The organism is Undibacterium sp. Ji83W, from assembly GCF_049340385.1.
Lineage (GTDB): Bacteria > Pseudomonadota > Gammaproteobacteria > Burkholderiales > Burkholderiaceae_D > Undibacterium.
This window is the reverse complement of record NZ_JBMPOZ010000003.1, coordinates 283,997-306,551: the sequence shown is the minus strand read 5'-3', so window position 1 is coordinate 306,551 and position 22,555 is coordinate 283,997. Positions and strand designations below refer to the sequence as shown.

The window sequence follows — 22,555 nt, the reverse complement described above, 5'->3', positions numbered from 1 at the left end:
CCCCTAGGTAGTTAAATCCAAGCCTATCCGGGCCAGTTCTTTTGCTCGTGCAGACGCGATCCATTCTTTTTGTGTTGCATCAAATTTTTCAAAAAAACCATCTTCGGGCATATCACCTGGTAGAGTGGTCAGCTTGAGTATGACTTCTTTCAAAGCCGTGTTACTCAGTAAATTTTCGTTTTCAGCTTGCGCATGTTTTGCTTGCCGGGTTTGAAAATTGCGTGTTTCAGCAATCAGTTTTCCATGGTCATATAATTTGACTTCATAGCGCAACTGCGATTTTGAGATATGTGCCATCAATTTGGAACGCAGCAAAAATCCCTGCATGTTCAAACTGATAAAGCAGCCATCGTTTAACTGGTATTGCGGGTGCCGCCACAATTCACCACCATGATTGCGATTGGCAAATTCAATTTTGACGACGTTTTGCATGTCCAACGTCAGAGGAACCGTGCTTCTCGCTGTGGCATATAACAAGGGCACACCATCCTTGTCGCGACTCAGATAACCTTCTGGCAGCAAGCTGAATTGCTCTGAATGTGCGAGTCCTAGCAGGTCAGGCAAGTCAGGATCAGTAAACCCTTCTTCCAGGCGGATGCGGAAATTGCAGTCGCGTACGCTTTCGAGTTTAAGTATCAGATCATCAGGCATGCTCAGTGCATAGCGAGTCTTTAGCACTGACTTGATCCAGAATTTTTCACCCGCTATTGTTTCTATCTGTTCCGGTTGTATCGATGCAATAGTATGCACAGGACGGATAATGATTTCGCCCGCTTGCTTGCGTTGTATTGCGGCATCGATATAGGGTTCATAGACATTGAGCGCTTTAGCCACCATCTTTTCTTCAAAGCCTGTCAGTTGCGGCTCGTCTGCCCGTTTTTCCATCATCTTGGCGAGTATGGCACGTATTCTTTCGCGTTCTACAGCAAGGTCTGCAAGCGCATAACTGCCATAGCGGGGTAATTCGTTGAGGATACTGTCTATTTTTAATTTAACCGTGTTCGGGGTATTCATTTTTTATTTTTCTGGCGCATATTGCATATTGACCTGCTAATCAGGAAGCAAACGAGATGATACATGTTGTCTCAGGCATTTGCCGCACAGGCCTGTTACTGTTGTATGCAATGCGTCTATTTTGTCAATTGCAATACCGGCAGAGCTTCGCCCTGAGGGATATTGGCCAGGCCGTGCTTGCACGCCTTGATAGCACCGTCCCTGAATTTATTCTCGCCATACTGACGGAAAGTCTCTACCTGCTGCTGTATCACCGTTTGTTCGGCCAGATATTGATCACTGACCGTTTGCATGTAAATGCGCCGGGTTTGCAAACGTGTATCTGCAGGTAATTCAGGGAAGCGGGTATCGAAAGAATCTGCAATTGAACGGGCAAAACTGCGGGTCTTGTAGACATCAACGTTCCTGAGACGGTTGGACATGGATACCATGATGATGGACGCTACGTCTTCACAAGCCATTTCCAGTTGCAACAAACTGAGCGGCACCTTCATATTTGGTGAAGCCACCCCTTCGCTGACTGCTGGCGATGAGACTTTCCCACAGGAAGCCAGCAACAATGTGGCTGTCACTGCACATAGTAACTTCTTCATCAGCTTATGCCACACAGTCTTGCATACGACATACCCACCTCATGATGGGTTTTGAGATGACGCATCCATTCATCGGTTTTGTGCACAACCTGCACGCCATTTACTTTCAGTGTGGCCGCCAGTTCCCTGCGCAATTCGGCAAGTTGCGCTGGAGAACTACTTTGAAAACCTGGCAATTCAACTTTCCAGGCGATGGTCGGAACCAGTCTGTGATGAACTTGCTTTTTTTGCACGTATTGGGTTTCAAGGCGCAAAAATATGGTTTTTACTGTCGGGTTCTTGCCCAAAGTCTGGAAAAACTCTTTTTTCCATGCGGGTAATACAGAATTTTTAGTTTCATTCTCGTATTTTTCCGCAATATTTGTTAAGCTCATCAAAATACCTTTATAAAAATGAAGGTAAAAAAACTTTTCTCATCGAATGCTAGCAATTGTCTCTGGAAGTGTCAATTTTGATCTGCTTGACAGAACCATGATAATTGCCAGGGTCTGATGAAAAACTATTGCTGGGTATGTATTTTTTTAAATTCGGTTAAGTCAATGAATAAACTCGTTCTGTTTTTGTTAGCAACTTTCGCATTTGGAAATGCTTGTAATATTGCCCATGCTCAAGATAAGAAAAAAATTCCAATTCCAGAGATCAGGGAGCCACTTGATGACAAGCGCTCGCAACGCCTGATTGTACTCGCGACTGACCTGATGTTTGTCAGACATTTTGCCACCGACAGGCAAATCAAGCTAAGGGAGCTGGAAATCAATGTCAGCCTGGAGCCATTCAATGAAAAGCAAAAAGAGCTGCTTGCGATCCGCAAGAAGCAAATGGAAGAGTGTGGCAAAGATGCTGCGATAGTGCAGGCTAATTTTTTTACCGCCTATGATCAGTTGAACGCCGCCAAATACGAAGTGTCGGACTATAAAGCGATTTACACCTACGCCAAGAAAAATATTGCAGAATTCCAACGCAAGGATTTACTGCAGCCAGGAGAGTTGAAGTCCTATGAGGACAGCCGGCCTCAGGGTTTTGTATTCCGCAGTGTTTGTATTGACGATGGCGTGGCGCCCAAGCTGAAAGAAAAGACAGAATTCATTTCGCCAAATGCGCTGCCAAAAAAATAAACCAGGTTAACTGCAAAAACTCTCTATCAATAATGACGAAACAAGCAATGATGTACCAAGCCTTTTTGCAGAAAAAATTACGTCGTCTGGCAACGACCATTTTTTTTCTGATCATATGCATGGCCAGCGCGGTTGCCATTTTTGCGCTGCTGGTAACCGCCTTGAATGCAACAGGTGCGGGCGCCATGGCGGTACCAGGCGCTTTTATCTGTGTCATTTTTTATGAACTGGGGCGATATTTTTTTTATAAAAATTTCTTCATGCAACAACTGGCTCGCTTTGCGGCCTGGAAACAAGTACTTGATGAAAGTGAAGAATGACTACCATTACTGCTAACCCATCCATGAGCAAGCTACCGGCCTTGTCGGGCGGCGCCATGCAAATATTATTTGCCTTCAGTGCCGTGATTTGCCTGCTGTTTGGTATTGGACTTACCCGCATACTCAGTACTCACTTTGAGCAAAGGGTATTCGGCCTGATTATTTTTTGCGCGCTACAGCTACTACCTTTGTGCTTCGCACTGCGCCTGCCTTCATTCACTGTGGGGCGACTGCATTTGCTGGCGGTAAGTATATATTTCCTGGTAGCCTTCCTGGCCAATATGATGTTCCCGCAGCTGAAGTCTTATCTGGCCTGGCTCTTCTATAGTTTTTGCATCATGGTGTTTTTGCTGGCTTTAGTAGCAACAGGGCAGGCCATGCGCAACGGTATTGCACGCCTGTTCAGGCGTGTTAAATAAATTCAGGCAGGGGCAAGCTTTGTTGCATAGGCATTTTTCCTTCGGTATTTGCAGTCTTGTGCTGATGTTGTCGGCACAGGCTGCGCCGGTCACGGATGTAAAGGCAGTAGTACCCAAACTCAGGCATAGTTTGCCTGGTCAATTGCGACAGCATCATAACGAATATGAGTTGACAATCTACCGCTTGCCTGCAGGATCTGAAGTGGCCAAACTGATTTGCGGATCGGTACGCAAGTGTGAAAAGAAGGTAGCTGGCCCTTATTCATTTTATGCATTTTCATCAAAATTTGATGAACTCGACAGCGATTTTGCCAGGATGAATGTGAGTGGCCTGCAGCAGTATGCAGTGTCAGCAAATTACGAATTCACAACCGGGAAGTATTTTTCCGTGGCATTCAAAAAAAGCGGGCCGGTAGGTGAGAATATGCTCTTTGAAGACATCAACTTTGTCGTCAAGCCAGTGCTTCTGGATGCGGGGAAAATGACTATCGATGTTTTTGGTTTGTTCAAATATCACCTGCTGGGAACCGGGCAGGTGATTAGCCCTTCTGGCCGCAATATCAGCTTCAAATCCTCTATCAGTCAGTCAAAAAACTTTTTACTGATTGCTGAGGCGCAAGTGCAAAAGAATGAACCAGTTTACCTCGCGGTCATCAAGCAATGCGATGAAATCATCATTCCCTCCTACGAAGTAAAAATGCTGGAGAATGGCCCATGAAAAATTTGTGCCTATATTTTTCCCTGTTAATTTGTCTCGCTGCCACCACGCAGCCGTGCCTGGCTGGCGGATCGCTGACTGAAGAATTGGCTGCTGAACGCGGCATCAAGATGGTCAATATAGATTTGCTGGGGAAATCCAAGTCAGCGCCGGTCAAGTCGCAAATCCTGGGTTGTGGCGGCACACCTCTGGTCAGCAAAGCCGCCATTGGCGATGTGTTGCAAAATAAGGATGGGAAAATGACTATTGCTGCCAATCATCCTGCACCTGCGCAAGAATTTGATATAGAGAAAGTGAAAGAGTCGCTGATGGACGTATCCAGGCAGGCAGCGAATAGCCGTTATCAGGCCGCCCTGGCACAAGGTGGGAAAAAGAAATCCTGCAATTTGAATCTGACTGACTAAGTCAGGACATCCCCAACTTTTATAGCGGAAGAAATCATGCCCCTGATAGATCAACTTGTTGAAGCCCTGCACAATTTGCACAAGCCCCATGTAGAGCGGGCTTTGCAGTTGTATCAGTCCATACAGGTACCGGAAGGTCTGACTGCGGAATATTTCCAGCATTTGCAGCAAAACAGCCCGGCCATGGCGGCAGAGTTGCCTGCTGATGGTGAAGCCAAGTTGGCCGCTGCGTTGGCGGCGCTATATGGTGTGATACAGGTATTGAATCGCTGCGCGACCAACTTTCCTTTCGGGCGGGCCTTGCCGCTATTGCCATTCGTGGCTGAAGACAAGGCTGTCCGGGCAGTGCAGGAAACCTTGTTCGATAAAATGAAGGATGAATACTTTGCCCCATCCATCTCGGATGATGCCAATGGTGAGGCTGTGTATCTGAACCGACTGGCAATGATCAGGGAAATGTTGCAAGAATAGCTGGCCTTAAGCGTGTGCAGACAGCGTGTGCAGACAGCGCTTGCTGGCATGAGTTCGCAAAGCGACATACATTTCTCTGCGACAAATTCATGCATTGTCGATGGTGCAGATTGCTAGCGCAATGCGCCGTTATTTCCCCATAGCATCAAATATCCTGGCAATTGTTACTCTCCGCTTGCCTTGATTTGCAAGGAAATATTTCCCTCCGCAAATACTCCTCTCTGTTGCCAATACGGCATATTCAATTACCTTGATGCAATCAAGATGTTTTTTACCATCATTGTCTTAATAATTTATTTGTAAAGCTGGTAGAATTTGGTTTAAATGTCGAAAAAACCTTATCTAGCCTTTGTTTTCATAAATTCACATGATAAGATAATTGAAGAATTCTAAATTTTTCTATGAAAAAAGACCCAGCAATATCTGTTCAGCCATCACCCAAGCCTGTGGTCAAAAAGACCAGGCGTTATGGCTATGAGTTCTATCGGGACAATTTCCGTCGCATGACCGTACTCGCTTTGGGTCTGATTGGCCTGAATATCGTCCTGGTGGTGGCGATGTTCCTGGTGTACGGGAGTTTTCCCCAGCGTGATTTGTATGCAACCACGCGCAATGGCTTATTGGTGAAATTGAAGCAGTTCGACAGTGTCGATCAGGTCAAGGCTGCAAATGCTGCAAAAGCCTCAGTAAAAGCTGCAGCAAATGTTGAATCAGCGTATCCATAACGTGTAAGAGGATCAAGATGTCTGGCTCCATAGCTCAACAACAATTGCAGGCTCAGTCGGAAGCAAAGCCGCTGGCAAACGCAATTGACCCATCCCATGCAGGCGCTAATGCCAGGGAGACCACAGGGCAACCTGAATTAAATATGGCACGGGCTGAGTTTTATCTCGACCGCTATCGCTTTATCCAGAAAGTGGTGGCTGGCTTGCTGGTGCTGACGATTTTATTGGCGTATGCCTTGTATGACGTCTACCGCAATCCTCCCAAGCCGCTATATATCGCGGCAGAAAATGATGGGCGCATTATTGAATTGCGTCCCATTAGCCGTCCTACCATTTCCAAAAATGCTTTGCTGACCTGGGCCGCAGAATCGGTGACTTCGATTTTCACTTATGACTATGTGAACTATCGCAAGCAATTCCAGGGCAATGTCGATTATTTCAGTGCCGATGGCTGGCAAGCTTATATGGAGCAACTGGACAAGTCCGGTACGCTGCAGACAGTCAAGGAAAAATCCATGCTGGTTTCGGCGGTCGTCACCAGTAGCCCGGTCATTGCGGGTGAGGGTGTGTTTAATGGCGTCTATACGTGGAAAGTGGAAATGCCGATAGACGTGACATATACGCCGTTTGGACAGAGTCCAATCAAGCAAAAATTGATAATCAAAATGAACCTGCGTGCAATTTCTCCTTTAGAGAATCCGCGCGGTGTGGTAATTGACAGCTTTAGTACTTTCGAGCGGTGATTTGAGGTCGTTGATGATGAACAAGAACAAAAATATCCAGCTGGCTTGTGCACTATTCCTAGGGCTGTTGGGAAGTGCTGCTTATGCCAGGCAAGCTGCGCCAGTCAAGCCCGGTGAAATGGCCTTGCCAAGCGCCGTGCCTGCTCCAGTTGATCCTGCCCAGCAAGCGATGAGTCCGGCCAGTTCGGCCAAACTGACAGCATCAGAACTCAATGCGCGCTACAGTGATCCTGCCATGCTGCCATCGCCAGACGGTTATGCACGGCCACGCACCAAGCTTAAGATGCCGCAATTCCGCGACCCCAAAGAGCAGGCTTTTGATGAGTTGCTGGATGAAACGGTGACTTTCAGCCGCGACGAGATTAATCGCTATTACGATCGTATTGATGATTTCAAGCGTTCGGTACGAACACCTGACGGGCAGATGCACAGGGCCGTTATTTCTTCGGTGATTGTGAATTTGCAGCCTGGATCGGTGATACCGGTGATGCGTTTGAATGTCAATGAGAACTCATCCTTGCTATTTACCGATTCAACCGGTAATCCCTGGCCTGTCGTTAAATTTTCTGCACCGTCGAAATCCATGTTTGCAGTGGAATTTCACGCCAATAATAATCCGCATGAAATTGCGCTGGAGCCGATCAAGGATTATGCCTACGGCAACTTGAAAGTCTTTTTGGCTGGCATGAGTACGCCAGTCTTTGTGCGCCTGGTGACCGGGCAAAAAGAAACCGATGTACGTCTGGATGCCAGGATGCCAGTGCGTGGCCCGAATGCCGCTGCCCTGATAGAGAAACAAATGCCGCCTGAGGCCTCGTCTTCGATGTTTTCCATGCTCAATGGTGTAGTGCCAGAAAAAGCCCAGGAACTCAAGGTCGAAGGCGCTGATGCCAGAGCCTGGATGCTGGATGGAAAAATGTATTTGCGCCTGACTAATAAGACTTCAGTGCGCTCACCGTCCTGGACAGGGACCATGTCCTCTATTGATGGTACCAATGTTTATGAGCTTCCTGCGCGCACACCGGTGATCTACGCAGCGCAAGAAGGTAAGAGTGTTGAATTACGCGTGTCGGGGTTTTAAATGGCAGAAAAGAAAACAGGCGGACCAGGATTTCTGACAAATCCTAAATCCCGCATGATGGTAATTGGTGTTGCTGTTGTTTTAGTCGCAGGTCTTGCGCTGGCAGTCAATGGAATGATCAAAAAAAATGCCCTGGAAAAAGAGCAGAGCGGGCCGACGGATACTGCAGCTTTGCCTGCTGCGGCAAATAAAAAGACTGTTATTGATCCGTCGAAGGTCGATGCGCAACAGTCTGAACTGCGCAAGACGGCGAATGAAGATGCAGCCAAGCGTGCTGACTCAAATGGGCAGACTTTTATTGCCACCATGCGGCCTGATGCAGCGCCTGCTTCTGCGGTCATTGCTGGTGGTGGGGTAGACCCCTCCATGTATCCTGTCCGTAATGGGGAAAACGGCTATGCCAGATATACAGGTCCACGTGAGCTTACTGAACAAGAGATACGTGATGCCGAAGCTGCGCAGCAGAAAAAGGTCGATGAATGGAAGCGCAAGCTGACAGCCGATAAAACAAAAATCAATGAAGTATGGGAGCCAGGATCACGGGTTTTCTACACGGCCTATGTAGGCAGTGAGCATGCTGAAGCTGATAATAAGGAAAAAGAATCACAAGGCCAGCCGGGAGCCAAAGCCGAGGCGCAAAAGAAAGGGCAGGTCTTTGCCAGGGCAGGCGATATTTTTTATGGCAGCATTGACATAGGCATGAATACGGATGAGCCTAGTGCGATCACAGCGTATATTCTTAGTGGTCCCTTCAAGGGTGGGAAATTACTTGGCGCTCTTGCTGGCCAGACTGCACCCTACTCAGAAAAGGCAGTGATACAGTTTACTTCGCTGAATCACCCCAAGTTTGAACGTTCCATCCCCGTTAAAATCTTTGCTGTTGACCGTGATACCAAACGTGCTGCGGTGGCTGACAATGTGGACCGGCATTTGCTGACCAAATTCGGTCTTGCTGCCATCGTTGATTTTGCCCAGGGTTATGCTGAAGGCAAGTCGCAGAATAATTCGACTGTCGTTTATGGACAGAATGGTGCACCGACTATCGTGACTCAAACTGAACTTAATAATCAGCAATTGATAGCACGTGGTGCGGCAAAAACCATGAACCGCGTTGCCAGCTCGCTGGCTCCCTATACCAACAGGCCAAATACGCTGGAAGTGTATTCACAGACCGAGATTGGTTTATTGGTTGCAGCCGACATCGTTTATGTCGAAGGTGTCAACGCTGACAATAGCGGGCCGGTGCAAGGGGCTGCTGCCAATGGCGCAAGGCGTGCGTTGCCGCAGCCTGCGGTTGCCAATGCGTATGCTCCAGCACTTCCGGTTCAGCCCGGTCAGCCAGCTATCTATGGTCAGCAACCAGTCTATGCGCCTCAGCCTGCCTATGGCCAGCAGCCGGTATATGTGCCGCAGCCGGCCTATGGTGGTCAGCCGGCATTGTATGGGCAAGTTCCCGCGTATGGCCAACGTTAAATTCGCTTGTGGAATACAGCTTCATTTTTGACGCAAAGCCAAAAGTAAATTGAAGATAAGGAAAGAATGATGGGTATGAATGACTGGGATGGCCTTGCAGGTGAGCAGGTTGAAAATACAGATGCAGCTTCCTCTCCAACTGCTAAAAAAGAAGGGGAAAAGAAAGTAGTTCCCTTGCCTGCGGTAGCCGCAAAAAATAATAACAAGACCATGTATCTGGCGATGGGGGGTCTGATGCTGTTTGTCATGGGTGTATTTGGATACACCAAGTACATGCAAATCCAGAACGCTCAAAACGAAGAGCGCCAGCAGCAACAGCAGGCCTTCAAGAATCAAAAGCAAGAGGCTGAACGCAAGAAGCATGAGGCTGAAGCAAAGGATAAGCCCGCTGTTGTAGCGGCGGAAAACAAGCCAGCAGCTGAATCTGCACCGGCACCAGCCAGTCAGCCTCAGAATGAAGATCTGGCAGCGCTGGCACAACTTAAAAATCGTAATAACCTTAATCTAGCTACCCCTGCCGCCAGTCCAGTTGCCATGCCGCCTGTGACAGTGCCTGCAGCAGCGAATGTGACTGCAGCCAGGCCTATGGCACAAACTGCAGCGCTTGCACAAACTTACGCACCTGCTCAGGATGGGCAAAAGCGTGAGCAATATGTCAGCATGCTGGAAGGGCGCGTGAACGATCTGGGCCTGACCAAATTGCGACTGGAAGCTGAACTCTGCAAATATGAACCCAGGAGAGCCTTCTGCGGCACGTCCAATAAACCTGCGGTGGCACCAGAAGCTCAACGTGAAACAATACAGGCTAATGCCAGATCAACTCAGCCAGCCCAGTCAGCGCAGCAAGCTGGTGGTCGTGTCATGTTATTTGATACTGCCAAAGCAGGAAACGCTTATGCAGCAGAACCACCCCGCACTGTTTCAAAAACGAATCTCGCGCAGACACAAAACTTGCCTTCGCGGACGCTGACTATGGATGCAGCACCCAAAGCACTATCCCTGCAAGGCCTGACCATTTTGCGTGACCGTGTGCTGTATCGTGACCGTGATGGCCTGACCCATGAAGTTGAAGTGGGTGGTGACATGGAAGCTTTGGGGCGTCTGGAAAGAATAGATTTCGAAAGAAAATCTTTCCAGGCCGGTGGACGCACTTATAACTGATGACCGTTTGGGGACTTTGATGTCGACATCACGCTTTCGATTTTTCCTCGGTATAGTCATCAGCTTACTGGCAGCGCCAGCCTTTGCTCAAGGCCCGACAGCCATGACCATGTTGCTGAAATTTGGTGAGAGCATACCCGGATTGTGGAACTTCGTGCAGGCCATGTGCTTTGTGGTCGCCATGTTCCTGTTTGGTTTTTCCATGTTCAAGTTAAAACGCATAGGTGAAAGAAAATCCGACGACGGTGCAATGTCAGTAGTAATGACACTGCTTGCTGCAACAGGCCTGTTTTATCTTTCTTCTTCGCTGGACACATTTCTGGTTTCCACCTTTGGCACCAGTACCATCATGACCTATACCACATCCACCATCCTGGATGCTGACGGTATCAAGGCTGCGCGGGTTGTCATCGGTTTTGTCAATCTGATTGGCCTGATCGCCTTTGCCCGCGGCTGGTATGCGCTCAAGATGCTGGGTTCAGGTGGTGGACATAAGGAAGATACTGCCAAACGTGCCATCGTCTTGTTGGTAGGGGGTACTTTTTGCCTGAATATTGTCGCGCTTTCAGAAGTTCTGCAGAAATCATTGGGTATCAGCAACATTATTATCCCCTAGAGTGGTGCGCTTTCGACGATTCCAGGAAAAAGGTAAATATTTTTACTTTTGTTTGTATAAAAACTTGAAAGCATTTTTAGTCTAAGGTATTCTTATTGATGTTGTTACCGGATTTTGTTGCATCTATTTCTAAAGCTTAGGAGTGTTTCCATGATTAAACTTAACAAGAGTATGAAGAGCAAGCTTGGTCTTGCGTTGGGCGTGGCAGCAGGCCTGGCAGTTTTGCTGGTGCCAGAACTGGCTTTCGCGCAAACTGCACCTGCTGGTGATGCTAAGTCGATTGGTGACGTCGCAATGAATGCATCCAAGAGTATTAATGGCGTTCAAGTCATGATACAGGGTGCTTGCTACATGGCTGGTGTTGCACTGGCTGGCGGCTCGATGTTCAAATTCAAGGCACATAAAGATAATCCTCAGCAAACACCGCTGTCTACGCCTATCGTCATGCTGGCGGTTGCTGCTGGCTTGCTGTACTTGCCATCGCTGATGACTACTGCTGGTCAGTCTTTGTGGGGTGGCACACAGAACAGCACGAGGGTTTCTTATGAATACAGCAGCTTAGGAACTTAATACTGCGGTATTCCGGGTTGTAAATGCTATGGAACATGGGTTACGCAGCATGTTGATGTGAGCAAGATGACTGAAAAATTGCTGTTACAGCCATTTGCGCAATACTAGAAATTTCTGAAAGCCCGCAAAAAGCCTCGCAGGCCTTGTCTGCGGGGCTTTTTTGTAAAGCGTTTGCAGAGGCGCGATGTCAGGCATGTTTCTTATGCAGCGAAAAGTTTGCCTGTCTAAAAAATTAGTGCTGATCACTCATATGAAATAAATTCTATTTGATCGGAGTAGGTATGTCAGTTGTAAATTCTGTTCTTGAGGGTGTGGATGAGTTCGTCTATTGGGCTGGTTCCATGTTCCGGAGTGCTGCTTCGGTATATTGCGAACTGGAAACTACAGATGACGAGAGCACACTGGTGGCCAAAGATGGATCCCTGATCAGTTTTATCCGGGTTGATGGTGCAAGGTTTTTGGTCGGTACAGAAGAATTTGCGGTCATACACCGCTCACTGATGCAAGGTATTGAGGCATTTTTCGGCACGGCCGGGCATCATATGCAAATCGTCTTTGGTTGCGATAAAGACTTTGTTGTGCGTGACATTACTTCCGCCTTGGAAGGTTCAAGAGAAACCGCCAGGAATTTGCAAATGGATGTGCAAGACATGTTTGACGCCAAAGTGGCGCATATGTCGCAGTACACTTCCCATGAAGAGTGTTATCTGGTGGTGTGGACCCATGGTTCATCCATGACCAAGGCAGAATCTGCCGCCGCTGCCAAAGAAAAAGTGCAGTTCAATAAAGAACACAATGTGCCGATTATGAAGCACAGCCAGTACCTGTTTGCTGCGATCCGTGAGTTGCGCGACCGCCACACTTCTTTCAAGCGATCAGTCAGGCTGGAGTTGGAAACGGCGGGGCTGGATTGTGAAATTCTGGATGCGCATACGGCATTGCGGGTGGCGCGCATGTCCTACGATGCTGATTACACAGACGAGTTATGGAAACCCCGATTATTGGGTGACAAGATATCCCCGCGCGCTTTTGATAATCCACATCCGCGCGATATATCCGACATATTGTATCCCCGCATAGAACATCAGATCATGCCGCGCGATGCGGAAGAATTGAATGGCAAATGGTTGCGCATAGGTGACCGTATCATTGCGCCTGTCCATGTGTACCTGTTCCCAAAAGATATCAATACTTTCCAAAGACTGTTTGCCCGTCTCAGGGAGGCCGATTTGCCATGGCGTTATTCCATGATGATGGAAGGCGGTGGTGTGCGCGGATTCGGTATGAAGTCCATGATTGCCGCCTTGATTTCCTTTGCCTCATCGAATAACAAGCTGGCCAATAATGCCGTACAGGCCCTGCAGAATTACCAGGACATGGAGGGCGGTACAGTCGTCAAGGTGTCCATGTCGTTTGCGACCTGGGCACCCGTCGGTGAAGAAAAACTCTTGCGCAGCAGGGAGCAAAGACTGGCGCGTGCCATCGAAGGCTGGGGTGGCATAGAAGTATTCGACAAGAGTGGCGATCCTTTTGAAGGTGTGGCATCTACCTTGGTAGGGTTTTCCACAAAAAACATGGGCACACCTGCCATTGCGCCTTTGCCTGACATTGTTTACATGATGCCTTTACAGCGTCCGGCGTCTTCCTGGAAAGAGGGGGCAGTATTATTCCGTTCACCGGATGGAAAACTCTGGCCATATCAACCAGGTTCCAGCAAACAGACTACATGGATCGATATCATCTTTGCGAAGCCGGGTTCTGGTAAATCAGTATTGTCGAACATGTTGAACTGGGCAATTTGTGTCATGCCTGGCCTGAAGCGCTTGCCGCGCATTTCTGTGATTGATATCGGCCCCTCATCGAGTGGTTTGATTTCCCTGGTCAAGGATGCCTTGCCACCCAATCTCAAGCATCTGGCCAATTATTTCCGTCTGCGCATGACGCCGGAATATGCAGTCAATCCTTTCGATACCCAGCTTGGTTACCACTATCCCATACCGCAAGAGCGTGCATTCCTGGTCAACTTGCTGACGCTGTTGACCATGCCCATGGGTAAAACCGAGCCTTACGATGGTATGCCAGATATTTGCGGCATGGTGGTAGATGAAGCTTACCGCCTGTATTCGCCAGAGAAAAGTCCCAAGCGTTATTCTGAGCATCAGGATGAAAAAGTCGATGCAGCAGTCAGGTCACTGGGTCTGCATACCGATGAGATCACTACCTGGTGGGATATCACCGACGAATTGTTCAAGAGTGGCATGGTGCATGAAGCCATCCTGGCGCAACGTTTTGCCGTACCGAACATGAATGACCTGACCTCTGTGGTGCAGGATCAGTCTTTCAGGGACGTGTACACCAAACCAAAAACTGCAACTTCTGAAACCATAGTCGACGCATTTTCACGCATGATACAGTCGGTCTTGCGTGAATATCCGGTACTGACTTCGACGACCAAATTTGATATTGGTGACACCCGCATCGTGGCAATCGATCTGGATGAAGTCGCCAAATCCGGTGGTGCTGCTGCTGACCGCCGTACCGGCATCATGTACATGCTGGGTCAGTTCATAGGCACACGTAACTTCTTCTTCAATGAAGAGAATTTGCAGGAATGCCGTTCCTTGTACAAGGCTTACCACAAGGGCCGTGTCGATGAAATCAAGGAAGACCCGAAACGCGTGGTTTTCGATGAATTCCACAGAACCGAAAACTCACCTGTGGTACGTGATCAGGTCCTGGTGTATATGCGTGAAGGTCGTAAATGGGGCGTACAGGTTTGCCTGCTGTCGCAATCCATGAATGACTTTGATAAAGAGATGGTGGAATTTGCGACGTCCATTTTTGTCCTCGATGGTGGTGATGCTGCCCAGGTCAAAGAAATCGGTGATCGTTTCGGCTTATCCAAAACAGCACGTCATGCGCTGGAGTCTGGACGGGTTCATCCTCCTCGTTCTGGCGGCTCCACTTTCCTGGCAATTTTCTCGACCAAGAAACACAGGAATGAACAATTGCTGACCAACACTGTCGGCCCTATGGAATTGTGGGCTTTCTCAACCACGCGCAAAGATACTATTCTCAGGGACAAGTTGTACCGTGCCATCGGTTCATCCAAGGCCAGAAGGGTATTGGCAGAGAATTACCCGGACGGTTCTGCCATGGACGAAATCGAACGCCGCGAACTTGCCAGAAAATCTGCGACTGGCATGATAGGTGAAGATGACGATACCAATATCATTGAAGGCATGGCTGAAGAATTGCTGAAGTATTCTCACAAGAAAGATCTTGAAGAGAAAAAGCGGGCTGCAGCCTTGGTGTAAGGATAGTTTACATCGCCTTGAACTGAACTAAAGACGGGTGGCCGCAAGTGTCGCCCGTCTTGATGTGGAGTCGCTTCGTGGCGTTGCATGACTGGATTCATCAGGCAGCCACTGGTCGCTAATGTTGATACTTCTGACGCTTATTTTCCTGCTTTTATCCATACGTTGTTCAGAATTTCCAGTTACTGGATTTGCGTTTCCTTCCGCTAATTTTCCTGCCAGCAATTGATTGTTGAGTTTGCAGACGTCGTCGTCTTTCTGTAGATGGTGCTCTTTGTTGCAGGAAGTTCAAAATCCTCAGTCCTGATCAAAATACTCTGTTTAGGTGCTGTAATTTCAATAAATTTTGAAAATATTTTATGCTATCATTGTCTTAAAGTTTTCCTATTATTTTGATTTTCATTCGTAGAAATGGAAATAAATAAGATTTTGCACTTTCTCATTATTTACGAGACGTGAAAATTCTTGTACCGACAGGGCTTGAAACGATGCGCGTTCGCAACTCAGAGACTTCATCCATGAATCAGATTAAATTTGCTGTCAGCTTATTAGTTGTTTCTGCGACCCTGGCTGGTTGCCAGACGAGAAATCCCAAAGTGGCGGAAGACCAGAAATCCCGTTTGTCCGAGACGGTGACATTGCAGCAGCAATTGTTGTCGACTGCAGACTCGATAGAGCGCAACTCGCAATTGCTGGCAGAAGCAAGCAACACCCGCGCTGCAGTTGAGAAAGCCCAACTCACACCTGCACAGCAGGTGAAAATGGATAAAGCGGCTAACACCAAAGAGCCGTATGGCATGACCGCGAAAATCAGCTTTGTCTGGGAAGCTGGTCCCATACAGGAAGTGGCGCGTCAAATGGCGATACGTTCAGGCTATGAATACATGCAACCTGAAGGCAGCGTTCCCGCCATTCCTGTCATGGTAAAAATCAATGCCAGGGAACAGTCCATCGCTTCCATCTTGCGCGATGCCGGCTTACAGGCCGGTTCACGTGCAGATATTGTGGTAGACGAAGCAAGAAGAAAAGTGCTGGTTCGTTTCTTTGACTAATTTTGATAACGGGTCTTGTATGTTCAAAGTAAGTCAATTTATTGCAGCATCCATGGCTGTGCTGTGCGCCTCCACTGCCTTTGCTTACGATAGCAAAGGCGAACCTGTCACAGTCAATGTCAGTGCAGAAAATACAGCCAGAGATACTGCTGCACCCATGTTAAGTGACTTTTCTGCAGAGAATATAGCCAAGGCCAAGCGCAGTGAAGATGATCCATTCAAAGGCAGCGATATCCGCGACCTGCGGGTGGCCGCTGTGCGCGAAGCTGCCTATGGCCTGGGCATACGTAATGGCCTGGTCGCAAGATCCATACTGATCAAGGAATTCTTGTACCGTCACCGTTCAGAAATGGACAGGATATTCAATTTCGCTCCCCTTATGTTGAGTTGCGGTAAAGAAGAAAAAACCCGCTATACACAAAAACTGATTGCAGAACGCCCGAATGAAAACTGCGTCATGCAGCCGCCGGTTATCTTGGGAGCGAAAAATCTCTTGAGTGACAAGGATGGTCAGGGAGATGTCTTGCGTTATTCCAAAGCCAGCTTCCGCATTAAAAAGCAGGCGCGCCTGATCACCACCATTCCTATCTGGGAAAATTATCTGGTCTTTGATGCAGGTGTGCCAGGCAATGACGTACACCCTAGTTTGTTCCCAAAGAATGATGAAGAAAAACGGGTCTGGAACCAGGCTCTGGCTGAGGGCTGGGACAAAGGTGTAGATCAGGCCAATGCGATTTACCGCCAGAACCTGGCCATGTTGAATGAAGATTTTTCTGGTATGCAGCGCTATCAATATCTGCTGCTGCAAAACCTGGTGACCAAACCTTTTGTCTCGCGCAACCGCCTCGGTATTACTGGTAATGGCAAGACTGGCATATCCATCGATGATATTACGCTGACGATTACCGAACGCCCTGAATTCAATCTGAATTCTAACGACTGGATGTTGTTCCCCAGCTTTTGATTGCGAGTTAATTATGTCCGCGCTTGTACAGCCTATTTCGCTCGCTCCCAAGTCAGCAAAGAATCAAGATGTGACGTTTGACCGCGAAGCAGTCGAAGCCCGCTATGCATTCAAGGATGTACCAAACACTTTTGAGCAAAATTCTTTCCGCCGCTTGTTGCAACATTGCCTGGACATCGGGGTATCTGATATCTATTTGAAGACCGGTGATCCGGTCAAAGTCAGGGTAGGCAAGCCCATCTTCAAGCTGACCAAGAGAAGCCTGGAAACCAGCGAGCTCAATACCATCGTCACTGAGGTCTATGGCACCAATGGTCCATCCAAACTCGGCGGTGGTGAAGCTATTGATTATGCCTATGAATTAAAGCTGGAAGGACAGCGCGGCGTCTCTGTGCGGTTCCGTATGAATGCCACCGGCTGCCTGTCACCTTCAGGCCCAGGCGTAGAGATTGTCATGCGTCCCTTGCAGGAAAATCCGCCTGAAATATCCACCATGAAGCTACCGCCAGATTTGATGGAGCAACTGTTTCCTGAAATTGGCCTGGTGCTGGTGACAGGTGAAACTGGTTCAGGCAAGACCACACTGTTGGCGGCGATTATCCGCTATATACTGGAACAACCAGAATCAAATAAACGCATATTGACGGGCGAAGATCCTATCGAGTTTGTATTCGATAAATGCAAGCGCTATTCCTCCATGGTGGCCCAGCATGAAATAGGCCGTCACCTGAAGTCATTTTCTGAATTTATCCGTAATGCGGTGCGGCGTGACCCGAATATTCTGATGGTCGGTGAAATGCGCGACCATGAAACCATCAACGCCGGTATCCAGGCAGCGCAGGTTGGTAAGGCGGTGTATTCAACCTTGCATACCAACTCGGTAGGGCAGACCTGGAAACGTATGGTCAACGTTTTTCCGCATGAAGAGCGGGTGTCGAAGATGGTTGATCTGATCGATACCACCAAGGTGATTTTGACTCAGCGTCTGGTTGCTTCGACAGAAAAAAATGATGATGGTAACTTCAAGCGTATCGCATTGCGTGAGTTCCTGGTTTTCGATGATGAAGTGAAGACCCGTCTGATCGAACAAGTCGGGGCCGATGTCAATATGCTGCCTTTCCTGACGCATTCTATCGTCAAGGAAAGAAAACAATTGCTGGTGGATGAAGCCCGTCGCTATTACCGCGAAGGGATGATTTCCGAGATCGAATATAAAAAATATGAAGTCAGTGCTAGCCAGGCAGAACGTATGCTGGGCAGTGACGGACCAAAATAAGGAATTGAGATGGCAAATAATATTGATGACGGCACCGCGAAGGTAATCTGGCGTGATTCTGCCAGGGAGCTGCGGTTTTTGGGCATTAACTACGTGGCTGTTTTCCCGCTGGTATTTTGGTTGTTGCACGCCAATATGTTTACTTTCGTTACGGCCATCGCGGTGATCGTTGCACTGTCAATACTTGAGCGTTTCAAGTATTCACCCATGGTGGTGTTTCGCCTGGTTCGCTGCTTTATAGGCGGTAAAGTCAGGTACGCAAAAAACTGGAATGAGATGAAGCGCTATCGTAATTAGCAATTTCTTTGAAACTCGTGCGTCTTGTCCTAGCTTCACCAGGATGATGACAGGGTTCCAGTATCAAATAAGAATTTAATTTTTTGTAGCCGTGGGCTATCGGAGTGATTACTGATGAAATATCAACGTAATTTATTGAGCATCATTGTTTCCAGCATTTTCGCAACAGGGCTTGCTGCATACGCGCCTGGTGCCATGGCAGGGTTTGAGGTTGTCAGCAATCCCAACACACCTTATGTCTATCAGATATCTGGTGCGCAGAGAAAAGTCGTTGATGTCCGTGAAGAACGGGTAGTGGGTGCTACTGCCAATACCCTGCATCATGGCCATATCGATATGGATATGGTGATGATACCCGTCGCCGCAAACAGAGGTGTGGACATGCTCACCGGCTTGCGCGGTATCGTGCCAGAAAGCCAGGGCTGGCGCGTGTTTGCCCTGAAGGGCGTGAACCTCAGGAATAAAATTGAGTGGAACAGTGCCCAGACCTGGGTCATTGCACTGGATGGTATGTTGCTCAAGAACCGGCTGATTGCCGACATCAATTGGGAAAACCGGGAAATTACCCTGGCACCCATGTCGAACCGGTCCTACGCATCTCAATTACTTAGCCAGGGTAAAGATAAAAGCATCCTGCGCCATGTCACCGTAAGACAGCAATATGAAACCCCGGAACCGTTGATTGCCTTGCGCCTGCAACCGGCGCATGCAGCAATCACTGAAGCGCGTTCAGTACCAATTGCCACTGTTGAAGTGCCGGTACGTGCCCTGGGTGAAGTGGGTGACAACCGTGGCAGCGCCAACATCGGTGTCAGGGTGCCTGATGGTGCGATAGACAGCATGATCAGCCAGCGTGTAGAACAGGCGACCAAAGCAAAAATGGCGCAACTGGAAGCGCTGGAAGCTCAGTACCGCGAAAAGCTGGGGCAACTGAATGCCCGCAGCAAGCAAATCAAGCCAGAACCTTCATCCGTTCCACAGGACGCGACGACTGCCAAGCCAGTGGCGCAGCCTATCAGTTTTGAGGATGACAGCAAGCCTGTGACGGCAGGAAATATGGTCAGGGCTGATTACCGCTTCCCCATGCCTGCGGCTGGTGGCTACAGAATGAGCAAGATGGGCTTGTCCAATGCCGCGCTGGCAAGTACGGATGAAGCCAAGTCCAGCATCAAAAAGGTCAAATTTGATGCTGCCGAAGCGCAAAGCACTTCATCTGTCGTGGATAATAATGTCATCACTGAAGTTTCGACGGCATCGGTCAACAATAATGTCGTCTCTTTCCCGGTACAGGCAAATATCGAGGTAGTGGAAGCCTCACGTACCAAATGGGAAATTTCACTGAATGACAAAACCTTGCGCAACGCGCTATTGCGTATGGCATCCAAAAATGGTTACTCCTTGTCTTACCAGACCAAGGACCAGGATATCAAAATGGGTGGTACCTTCTTTGGTACGTTTGATGGTGCCCTGCGTGAAATTGAAATTGCGACAGGCAAGCGTATCCGTCAAGTTGAATCCAGATTACTTGGACGATTGATTATCGTTACCGATTAAATGTCAGAAGCTTAAACGGAAAAAAGGCACTGCATCTATTATGTGCGGTGCCTTTTTCTGTTTGGGCGGACGTTTCAAATAGCCGAGCGATGTGCAAAAGTGCGCCATAAGTTACTGCGCGAAGTTTCAATTTCCTTGCGTTCTTCATGCAATTGATAGACCAGGCCACGTATGCCGGCCAAGTCGCTTAATGGCAGTGACTGCAGACGAATTTTCTGCACCAATTGCAAGGACTCCAGAGTATCCAGTTCCAGCCCGTCGTGAACAAGTATCCCCAAGATCTTTGCGGCAAACTCATCTTCCCAGACTTCTGTAGCATTACCCAGTCGTTTAACGATGGTGGATGTGGCAGGGTCAAAAGACTCTTCCAGTCCGGCACTCATATGCTCAATAAAACGCAACCTGTCCTTGACGCCGTCTGACAGCGTGAACACGATTTTTTCACTACCCTTTTCCTTGATCAGGTAAAAGCACGCATTTTCAATTTCCATTTCTGATTCCCGTGTTGGCTTGTTTCACTTCCTCTGCGTCCAACCTCAAGTCTTGATGAATGGGTGACAGGGCATTCAGTATTTCTCTGGCTTTGACGCCGATTTGTTGTATGTTTTTTTGCAGATGCTCTGAGCGTTCTTGACGTGATATGTCAAAAGCCAGCAAGCCAGCGATATTGATACTTAATTTCCTGAATGTCTCCAGTTCCTTGAGCAGCACCTGGTTTTCAGGCAAATGAAGTGACTCGGTTTTGATATTGCTGGTATCAACACCCGTCAGTCTGGCTGCCATGTCTACACGGGCAGCCTGGGTATTCAGACTGGTCAATTGTTTTTGTATCAGAAAAAGATTGCAGCGTTCTACGGCACTGGCATATTTGACGTCAAATGACTGAGGACTGCAGGCTGCATCCGAAGCAGAAAAATCAGGTTTGCTACCTGATTGCAAAAGTTGATTCAATTCTTCCAGTCGGTTCTTCGCCATTACATCATCCTTCCCGATATCCAGGCCGCGGCCCTTGTTCAACATGGATGACAGATCATCCTGTGCCAATGCCCTGACGGCATCATCTCTATAACAGCCTGCATGGCCATCTTCATCGCGCTTTTGCTCCAGCGCGTGTAGAAACAGTGAGTAACTCAAGATGTTTTCCCTTCTTGTCTGGCCTGGAGAGACGCAGAGAGAGTAGCTAGCCATGCATCCAGGCTCAGTTCATATGCATGGAATAAATCAGTCTGTTGAATAATTTTGGATGACCACGCGGCTGGAAATACCAGCCATACGCCAAAGACGCGCAATAAACTCATGCATTGCAGGTCAACAAACCGGCCTGGTGTATGCTGCAAGCTGGCACCATAAACTTCGTTGACCTGTGTGCTCAGGCGCAAATTGAGACCACCGCCCAATACGAAACTTCTGATGACATAAGCGAAGAAAAGCGCAACATAAAAGCCCGTCAATATTTCAAAACGGTAGGGTACGGTTTTTACTATGAGTAAAAAGACCGGCATTGCCAGCAACATTCCACCTAATAAAAGATAGCACAGCAATACCAGGCTGACGCGTGCTTTGGATGCCATCAAATTCCCCAGTTGACCGCGATGGCCAGGCAAATCAAGGCACTGCAGGTACAGAGTTTGACGCGCAGATTCCACACCACTTCACGAAAGGTTTTCTCTTGCCCCTGGTCTTTCACATAGACGCGGTAGTGCTGTGTCACATGGGTAATGATATAGATCATCAGGGGAATGATGATGAGTGAAGCGCGCCCCATTCTGCTGGCTTGCTCTATCAGGTGATAAGCCATGGCCAGCGCAAAGCTTGCACCGCTGAGCCCGAGCAGATAGGCCATTAAATGACGGTCATAGATACCGCCTGCCATCATGTAGCTATGGTCTTCATTGGCAATGGTAGAGACTTCCAGCATGGAAGTCAGCCTCACTGCATACACCATCACACCAAACATATACACCAGCAGTATCTGCGTCGCAAATAAAGGCAACATGGTGTCGAGGGTGCCAGCAACTGCAGGTATGAGGTAAAACAAGGGAAAGCTCAAGACATCCACCAGCCATACCTGGCGTAATACCAGGCCGTATAGCAGGGACAACACGGCCATGGCAATCACGAACCAGCTGCTATGTATGCCCTTGGTATACAAGCTGGCCAGAATTGTTGCGGTAATAAACAGGACGATGGCGAGCGTCGCAATGACTTTCCAGTCGAAGTGCCTGGCCAGACGTCTTTCAGTCTCGGACAGCAGACGTACATTCTTTTTAAGACTGATTGCAGTGATCAATAATTCAGAAGCAATGCCCGCCAGCAAGAAAGGGAAAAAGAACCAGAAAGAAATAGCGAGGTAATTGGTATCAAACAGTTTTTTTGCATAGAAAATACCCATCAAGGCAAAAAAACCTGAGGCCCAATGCGGCCATCGGGCCAGTTTCCAATACTCCATTCGCTACCCCATTTATTCTTTTACATAGTTTTTGCTCGGTGGCCTGTCAGCGCGTTTCATTCTGTGGGATGCCACAATAAATAAGCCACGCCTGCAGCCATGATTTTGCACAGCTGCCAGAGCATGTACGTATTTAAACTAATATTTTCATTTAATTATCATAGTTTAACTCAATATAAATACAAAATAAATCGCTAATGGAAAAGAATAATTGAAGGAAAAA

At 48.2% G+C, this 22,555-nt stretch carries 26 protein-coding genes; 18 read left to right on the top strand and 8 right to left on the bottom strand.

The genetic code is table 11. The annotated features are described in order from the left end of the window. Positions 1 to 3: 3 nt before the first annotated feature. From ACO0LD_RS08195 to ACO0LD_RS08185, 3 genes are all read right to left on the bottom strand, one after another. Positions 4 to 1,014: a hypothetical protein gene (locus tag ACO0LD_RS08195; RefSeq protein WP_423005551.1), complete on the bottom strand. Its 1,011-nt coding sequence runs from the start codon at positions 1,012 to 1,014 to the stop codon at positions 4 to 6. 116 nt (positions 1,015 to 1,130) lie between these two features. Continuing rightward, complete coding sequence (locus ACO0LD_RS08190; protein WP_423005549.1) at positions 1,131 to 1,607, bottom strand: hypothetical protein; 477 nt, start codon at positions 1,605 to 1,607, stop codon at positions 1,131 to 1,133. Further along, on the bottom strand, positions 1,607 to 1,981 hold the full coding sequence (locus tag ACO0LD_RS08185; RefSeq protein WP_423005547.1) for a hypothetical protein: 375 nt from the start codon (positions 1,979 to 1,981) through the stop codon (positions 1,607 to 1,609). The genes ACO0LD_RS08190 and ACO0LD_RS08185 overlap by 1 nt, the downstream gene beginning before the upstream one ends. 117 nt (positions 1,982 to 2,098) lie before the next feature. On the opposite strand from ACO0LD_RS08185, the gene ACO0LD_RS08180 reads away from it, so the two are divergent. Next, on the top strand, positions 2,099 to 2,722 hold the full coding sequence (locus ACO0LD_RS08180) for a hypothetical protein (RefSeq protein WP_423005545.1): 624 nt from the start codon (positions 2,099 to 2,101) through the stop codon (positions 2,720 to 2,722). Here ACO0LD_RS08180 and ACO0LD_RS08175 read toward each other — a convergent pair. Continuing rightward, complete coding sequence (locus ACO0LD_RS08175; protein WP_423005543.1) at positions 2,691 to 2,939, bottom strand: hypothetical protein; 249 nt, start codon at positions 2,937 to 2,939, stop codon at positions 2,691 to 2,693. The two genes, ACO0LD_RS08180 and ACO0LD_RS08175, sit on opposite strands and share 32 nt — an antisense overlap. A 99-nt stretch (positions 2,940 to 3,038) precedes the next feature. On the opposite strand from ACO0LD_RS08175, the gene ACO0LD_RS08170 reads away from it, so the two are divergent. From ACO0LD_RS08170 to ACO0LD_RS08090, 17 genes are all read left to right on the top strand, one after another. Then, positions 3,039 to 3,461, top strand: a complete 423-nt coding sequence (locus ACO0LD_RS08170; RefSeq protein WP_423005541.1) for a hypothetical protein — start codon at positions 3,039 to 3,041, stop codon at positions 3,459 to 3,461. 58 nt (positions 3,462 to 3,519) lie between these two features. Then, positions 3,520 to 4,179: a hypothetical protein gene (locus tag ACO0LD_RS08165; protein ID WP_423005539.1), complete on the top strand. Its 660-nt coding sequence runs from the start codon at positions 3,520 to 3,522 to the stop codon at positions 4,177 to 4,179. Continuing rightward, positions 4,176 to 4,583, top strand: coding sequence for a hypothetical protein (locus tag ACO0LD_RS08160; protein ID WP_423005537.1), 408 nt, complete (start codon positions 4,176 to 4,178; stop codon positions 4,581 to 4,583). The genes ACO0LD_RS08165 and ACO0LD_RS08160 overlap by 4 nt, the downstream gene beginning before the upstream one ends. Before the next feature lie 36 nt (positions 4,584 to 4,619). Next, a complete protein-coding gene (locus tag ACO0LD_RS08155) occupies positions 4,620 to 5,054 on the top strand; it encodes a hypothetical protein (RefSeq protein ID WP_423005535.1) in 435 nt (144 codons plus the stop codon). Positions 5,055 to 5,455: 401 nt separating this feature from the next. After that, entirely contained in the window at positions 5,456 to 5,779 is a 324-nt protein-coding gene (locus tag ACO0LD_RS08150; RefSeq protein WP_423005533.1) for a hypothetical protein, read from the top strand. A 17-nt stretch (positions 5,780 to 5,796) separates the two neighbouring features. Then, positions 5,797 to 6,522 (top strand): type IVB secretion system apparatus protein IcmL/DotI, encoded by a 726-nt coding sequence (locus ACO0LD_RS08145; RefSeq protein WP_423005531.1) that lies wholly within the window; start codon positions 5,797 to 5,799, stop codon positions 6,520 to 6,522. Between the two features lie 13 nt (positions 6,523 to 6,535). After that, positions 6,536 to 7,603: a DotH/IcmK family type IV secretion protein gene (locus tag ACO0LD_RS08140; RefSeq protein ID WP_423005529.1), complete on the top strand. Its 1,068-nt coding sequence runs from the start codon at positions 6,536 to 6,538 to the stop codon at positions 7,601 to 7,603. After that, entirely contained in the window at positions 7,604 to 9,076 is a 1,473-nt protein-coding gene (locus ACO0LD_RS08135; RefSeq protein WP_423005527.1) for a DotG/IcmE/VirB10 family protein, read from the top strand. It begins immediately after the preceding gene. A gap of 66 nt (positions 9,077 to 9,142) precedes the next feature. Then, positions 9,143 to 10,237 carry a hypothetical protein gene (locus ACO0LD_RS08130; protein ID WP_423005525.1) on the top strand — a complete coding sequence of 365 codons (1,095 nt, stop codon included), beginning with the start codon at positions 9,143 to 9,145 and terminating at the stop codon, positions 10,235 to 10,237. Positions 10,238 to 10,256: 19 nt separating this feature from the next. Then, positions 10,257 to 10,853, top strand: coding sequence for a hypothetical protein (locus ACO0LD_RS08125; protein WP_423005523.1), 597 nt, complete (start codon positions 10,257 to 10,259; stop codon positions 10,851 to 10,853). A gap of 150 nt (positions 10,854 to 11,003) precedes the next feature. Continuing rightward, on the top strand, positions 11,004 to 11,423 hold the full coding sequence (locus ACO0LD_RS08120; RefSeq protein ID WP_423005521.1) for a hypothetical protein: 420 nt from the start codon (positions 11,004 to 11,006) through the stop codon (positions 11,421 to 11,423). A 281-nt stretch (positions 11,424 to 11,704) separates the two neighbouring features. Beyond that, a complete protein-coding gene (locus ACO0LD_RS08115) occupies positions 11,705 to 14,740 on the top strand; it encodes a hypothetical protein (protein WP_423005519.1) in 3,036 nt (1,011 codons plus the stop codon). A 518-nt stretch (positions 14,741 to 15,258) separates the two neighbouring features. Continuing rightward, positions 15,259 to 15,792, top strand: a complete 534-nt coding sequence (locus tag ACO0LD_RS08110; protein ID WP_423005517.1) for a DotD/TraH family lipoprotein — start codon at positions 15,259 to 15,261, stop codon at positions 15,790 to 15,792. 19 nt (positions 15,793 to 15,811) lie between these two features. Beyond that, positions 15,812 to 16,756, top strand: coding sequence for a type IV secretory system conjugative DNA transfer family protein (locus ACO0LD_RS08105; protein ID WP_423005515.1), 945 nt, complete (start codon positions 15,812 to 15,814; stop codon positions 16,754 to 16,756). Between the two features lie 13 nt (positions 16,757 to 16,769). Further along, on the top strand, positions 16,770 to 18,032 hold the full coding sequence (locus ACO0LD_RS08100) for a type IV pilus twitching motility protein PilT (RefSeq protein WP_423005513.1): 1,263 nt from the start codon (positions 16,770 to 16,772) through the stop codon (positions 18,030 to 18,032). Positions 18,033 to 18,041: 9 nt separating this feature from the next. After that, positions 18,042 to 18,329, top strand: a complete 288-nt coding sequence (icmT, locus tag ACO0LD_RS08095) for an IcmT/TraK family protein (RefSeq protein ID WP_423005511.1) — start codon at positions 18,042 to 18,044, stop codon at positions 18,327 to 18,329. A gap of 114 nt (positions 18,330 to 18,443) precedes the next feature. Next, positions 18,444 to 19,883, top strand: a complete 1,440-nt coding sequence (locus ACO0LD_RS08090; RefSeq protein WP_423005509.1) for a hypothetical protein — start codon at positions 18,444 to 18,446, stop codon at positions 19,881 to 19,883. A gap of 74 nt (positions 19,884 to 19,957) precedes the next feature. Here the strand turns inward: ACO0LD_RS08090 and ACO0LD_RS08085 are convergent, their stop codons facing one another. The 4 genes from ACO0LD_RS08085 to ACO0LD_RS08070 are packed head-to-tail and all read right to left on the bottom strand — an operon-like array spanning position 19,958 to position 22,332. Further along, positions 19,958 to 20,374 carry a hypothetical protein gene (locus tag ACO0LD_RS08085; RefSeq protein WP_423005507.1) on the bottom strand — a complete coding sequence of 139 codons (417 nt, stop codon included), beginning with the start codon at positions 20,372 to 20,374 and terminating at the stop codon, positions 19,958 to 19,960. Next, entirely contained in the window at positions 20,364 to 21,017 is a 654-nt protein-coding gene (locus ACO0LD_RS08080; protein ID WP_423005505.1) for a hypothetical protein, read from the bottom strand. Before ACO0LD_RS08080 ends, ACO0LD_RS08085 begins: the two co-directional genes overlap by 11 nt. Further along, positions 21,014 to 21,454, bottom strand: a complete 441-nt coding sequence (locus ACO0LD_RS08075; RefSeq protein ID WP_423005503.1) for a hypothetical protein — start codon at positions 21,452 to 21,454, stop codon at positions 21,014 to 21,016. The genes ACO0LD_RS08080 and ACO0LD_RS08075 overlap by 4 nt, the downstream gene beginning before the upstream one ends. Continuing rightward, positions 21,454 to 22,332 carry a hypothetical protein gene (locus ACO0LD_RS08070; RefSeq protein WP_423005501.1) on the bottom strand — a complete coding sequence of 293 codons (879 nt, stop codon included), beginning with the start codon at positions 22,330 to 22,332 and terminating at the stop codon, positions 21,454 to 21,456. Before ACO0LD_RS08070 ends, ACO0LD_RS08075 begins: the two co-directional genes overlap by 1 nt. Positions 22,333 to 22,555 lie beyond the last annotated feature (223 nt).

Coding starts and splice junctions, on each gene's coding strand:
- ACO0LD_RS08195 (WP_423005551.1), bottom strand. CDS start 1,014: ATGAATACCCCGAACACGGTTAAATTAAAAATAGACAGTATCCTCAAC.
- ACO0LD_RS08190 (WP_423005549.1), bottom strand. CDS start 1,607: ATGAAGAAGTTACTATGTGCAGTGACAGCCACATTGTTGCTGGCTTCC.
- ACO0LD_RS08185 (WP_423005547.1), bottom strand. CDS start 1,981: ATGAGCTTAACAAATATTGCGGAAAAATACGAGAATGAAACTAAAAAT.
- ACO0LD_RS08180 (WP_423005545.1), top strand. CDS start 2,099: ATGAAAAACTATTGCTGGGTATGTATTTTTTTAAATTCGGTTAAGTCA.
- ACO0LD_RS08175 (WP_423005543.1), bottom strand. CDS start 2,939: ATGACACAGATAAAAGCGCCTGGTACCGCCATGGCGCCCGCACCTGTT.
- ACO0LD_RS08170 (WP_423005541.1), top strand. CDS start 3,039: ATGACTACCATTACTGCTAACCCATCCATGAGCAAGCTACCGGCCTTG.
- ACO0LD_RS08160 (WP_423005537.1), top strand. CDS start 4,176: ATGAAAAATTTGTGCCTATATTTTTCCCTGTTAATTTGTCTCGCTGCC.
- ACO0LD_RS08155 (WP_423005535.1), top strand. CDS start 4,620: ATGCCCCTGATAGATCAACTTGTTGAAGCCCTGCACAATTTGCACAAG.
- ACO0LD_RS08150 (WP_423005533.1), top strand. CDS start 5,456: ATGAAAAAAGACCCAGCAATATCTGTTCAGCCATCACCCAAGCCTGTG.
- ACO0LD_RS08145 (WP_423005531.1), top strand. CDS start 5,797: ATGTCTGGCTCCATAGCTCAACAACAATTGCAGGCTCAGTCGGAAGCA.
- ACO0LD_RS08140 (WP_423005529.1), top strand. CDS start 6,536: ATGATGAACAAGAACAAAAATATCCAGCTGGCTTGTGCACTATTCCTA.
- ACO0LD_RS08135 (WP_423005527.1), top strand. CDS start 7,604: ATGGCAGAAAAGAAAACAGGCGGACCAGGATTTCTGACAAATCCTAAA.
- ACO0LD_RS08130 (WP_423005525.1), top strand. CDS start 9,143: ATGATGGGTATGAATGACTGGGATGGCCTTGCAGGTGAGCAGGTTGAA.
- ACO0LD_RS08125 (WP_423005523.1), top strand. CDS start 10,257: ATGTCGACATCACGCTTTCGATTTTTCCTCGGTATAGTCATCAGCTTA.
- ACO0LD_RS08120 (WP_423005521.1), top strand. CDS start 11,004: ATGATTAAACTTAACAAGAGTATGAAGAGCAAGCTTGGTCTTGCGTTG.
- ACO0LD_RS08115 (WP_423005519.1), top strand. CDS start 11,705: ATGTCAGTTGTAAATTCTGTTCTTGAGGGTGTGGATGAGTTCGTCTAT.
- ACO0LD_RS08110 (WP_423005517.1), top strand. CDS start 15,259: ATGAATCAGATTAAATTTGCTGTCAGCTTATTAGTTGTTTCTGCGACC.
- ACO0LD_RS08105 (WP_423005515.1), top strand. CDS start 15,812: ATGTTCAAAGTAAGTCAATTTATTGCAGCATCCATGGCTGTGCTGTGC.
- ACO0LD_RS08100 (WP_423005513.1), top strand. CDS start 16,770: ATGTCCGCGCTTGTACAGCCTATTTCGCTCGCTCCCAAGTCAGCAAAG.
- icmT (WP_423005511.1), top strand. CDS start 18,042: ATGGCAAATAATATTGATGACGGCACCGCGAAGGTAATCTGGCGTGAT.
- ACO0LD_RS08090 (WP_423005509.1), top strand. CDS start 18,444: ATGAAATATCAACGTAATTTATTGAGCATCATTGTTTCCAGCATTTTC.
- ACO0LD_RS08085 (WP_423005507.1), bottom strand. CDS start 20,374: ATGGAAATTGAAAATGCGTGCTTTTACCTGATCAAGGAAAAGGGTAGT.
- ACO0LD_RS08075 (WP_423005503.1), bottom strand. CDS start 21,454: ATGGCATCCAAAGCACGCGTCAGCCTGGTATTGCTGTGCTATCTTTTA.
- ACO0LD_RS08070 (WP_423005501.1), bottom strand. CDS start 22,332: ATGGAGTATTGGAAACTGGCCCGATGGCCGCATTGGGCCTCAGGTTTT.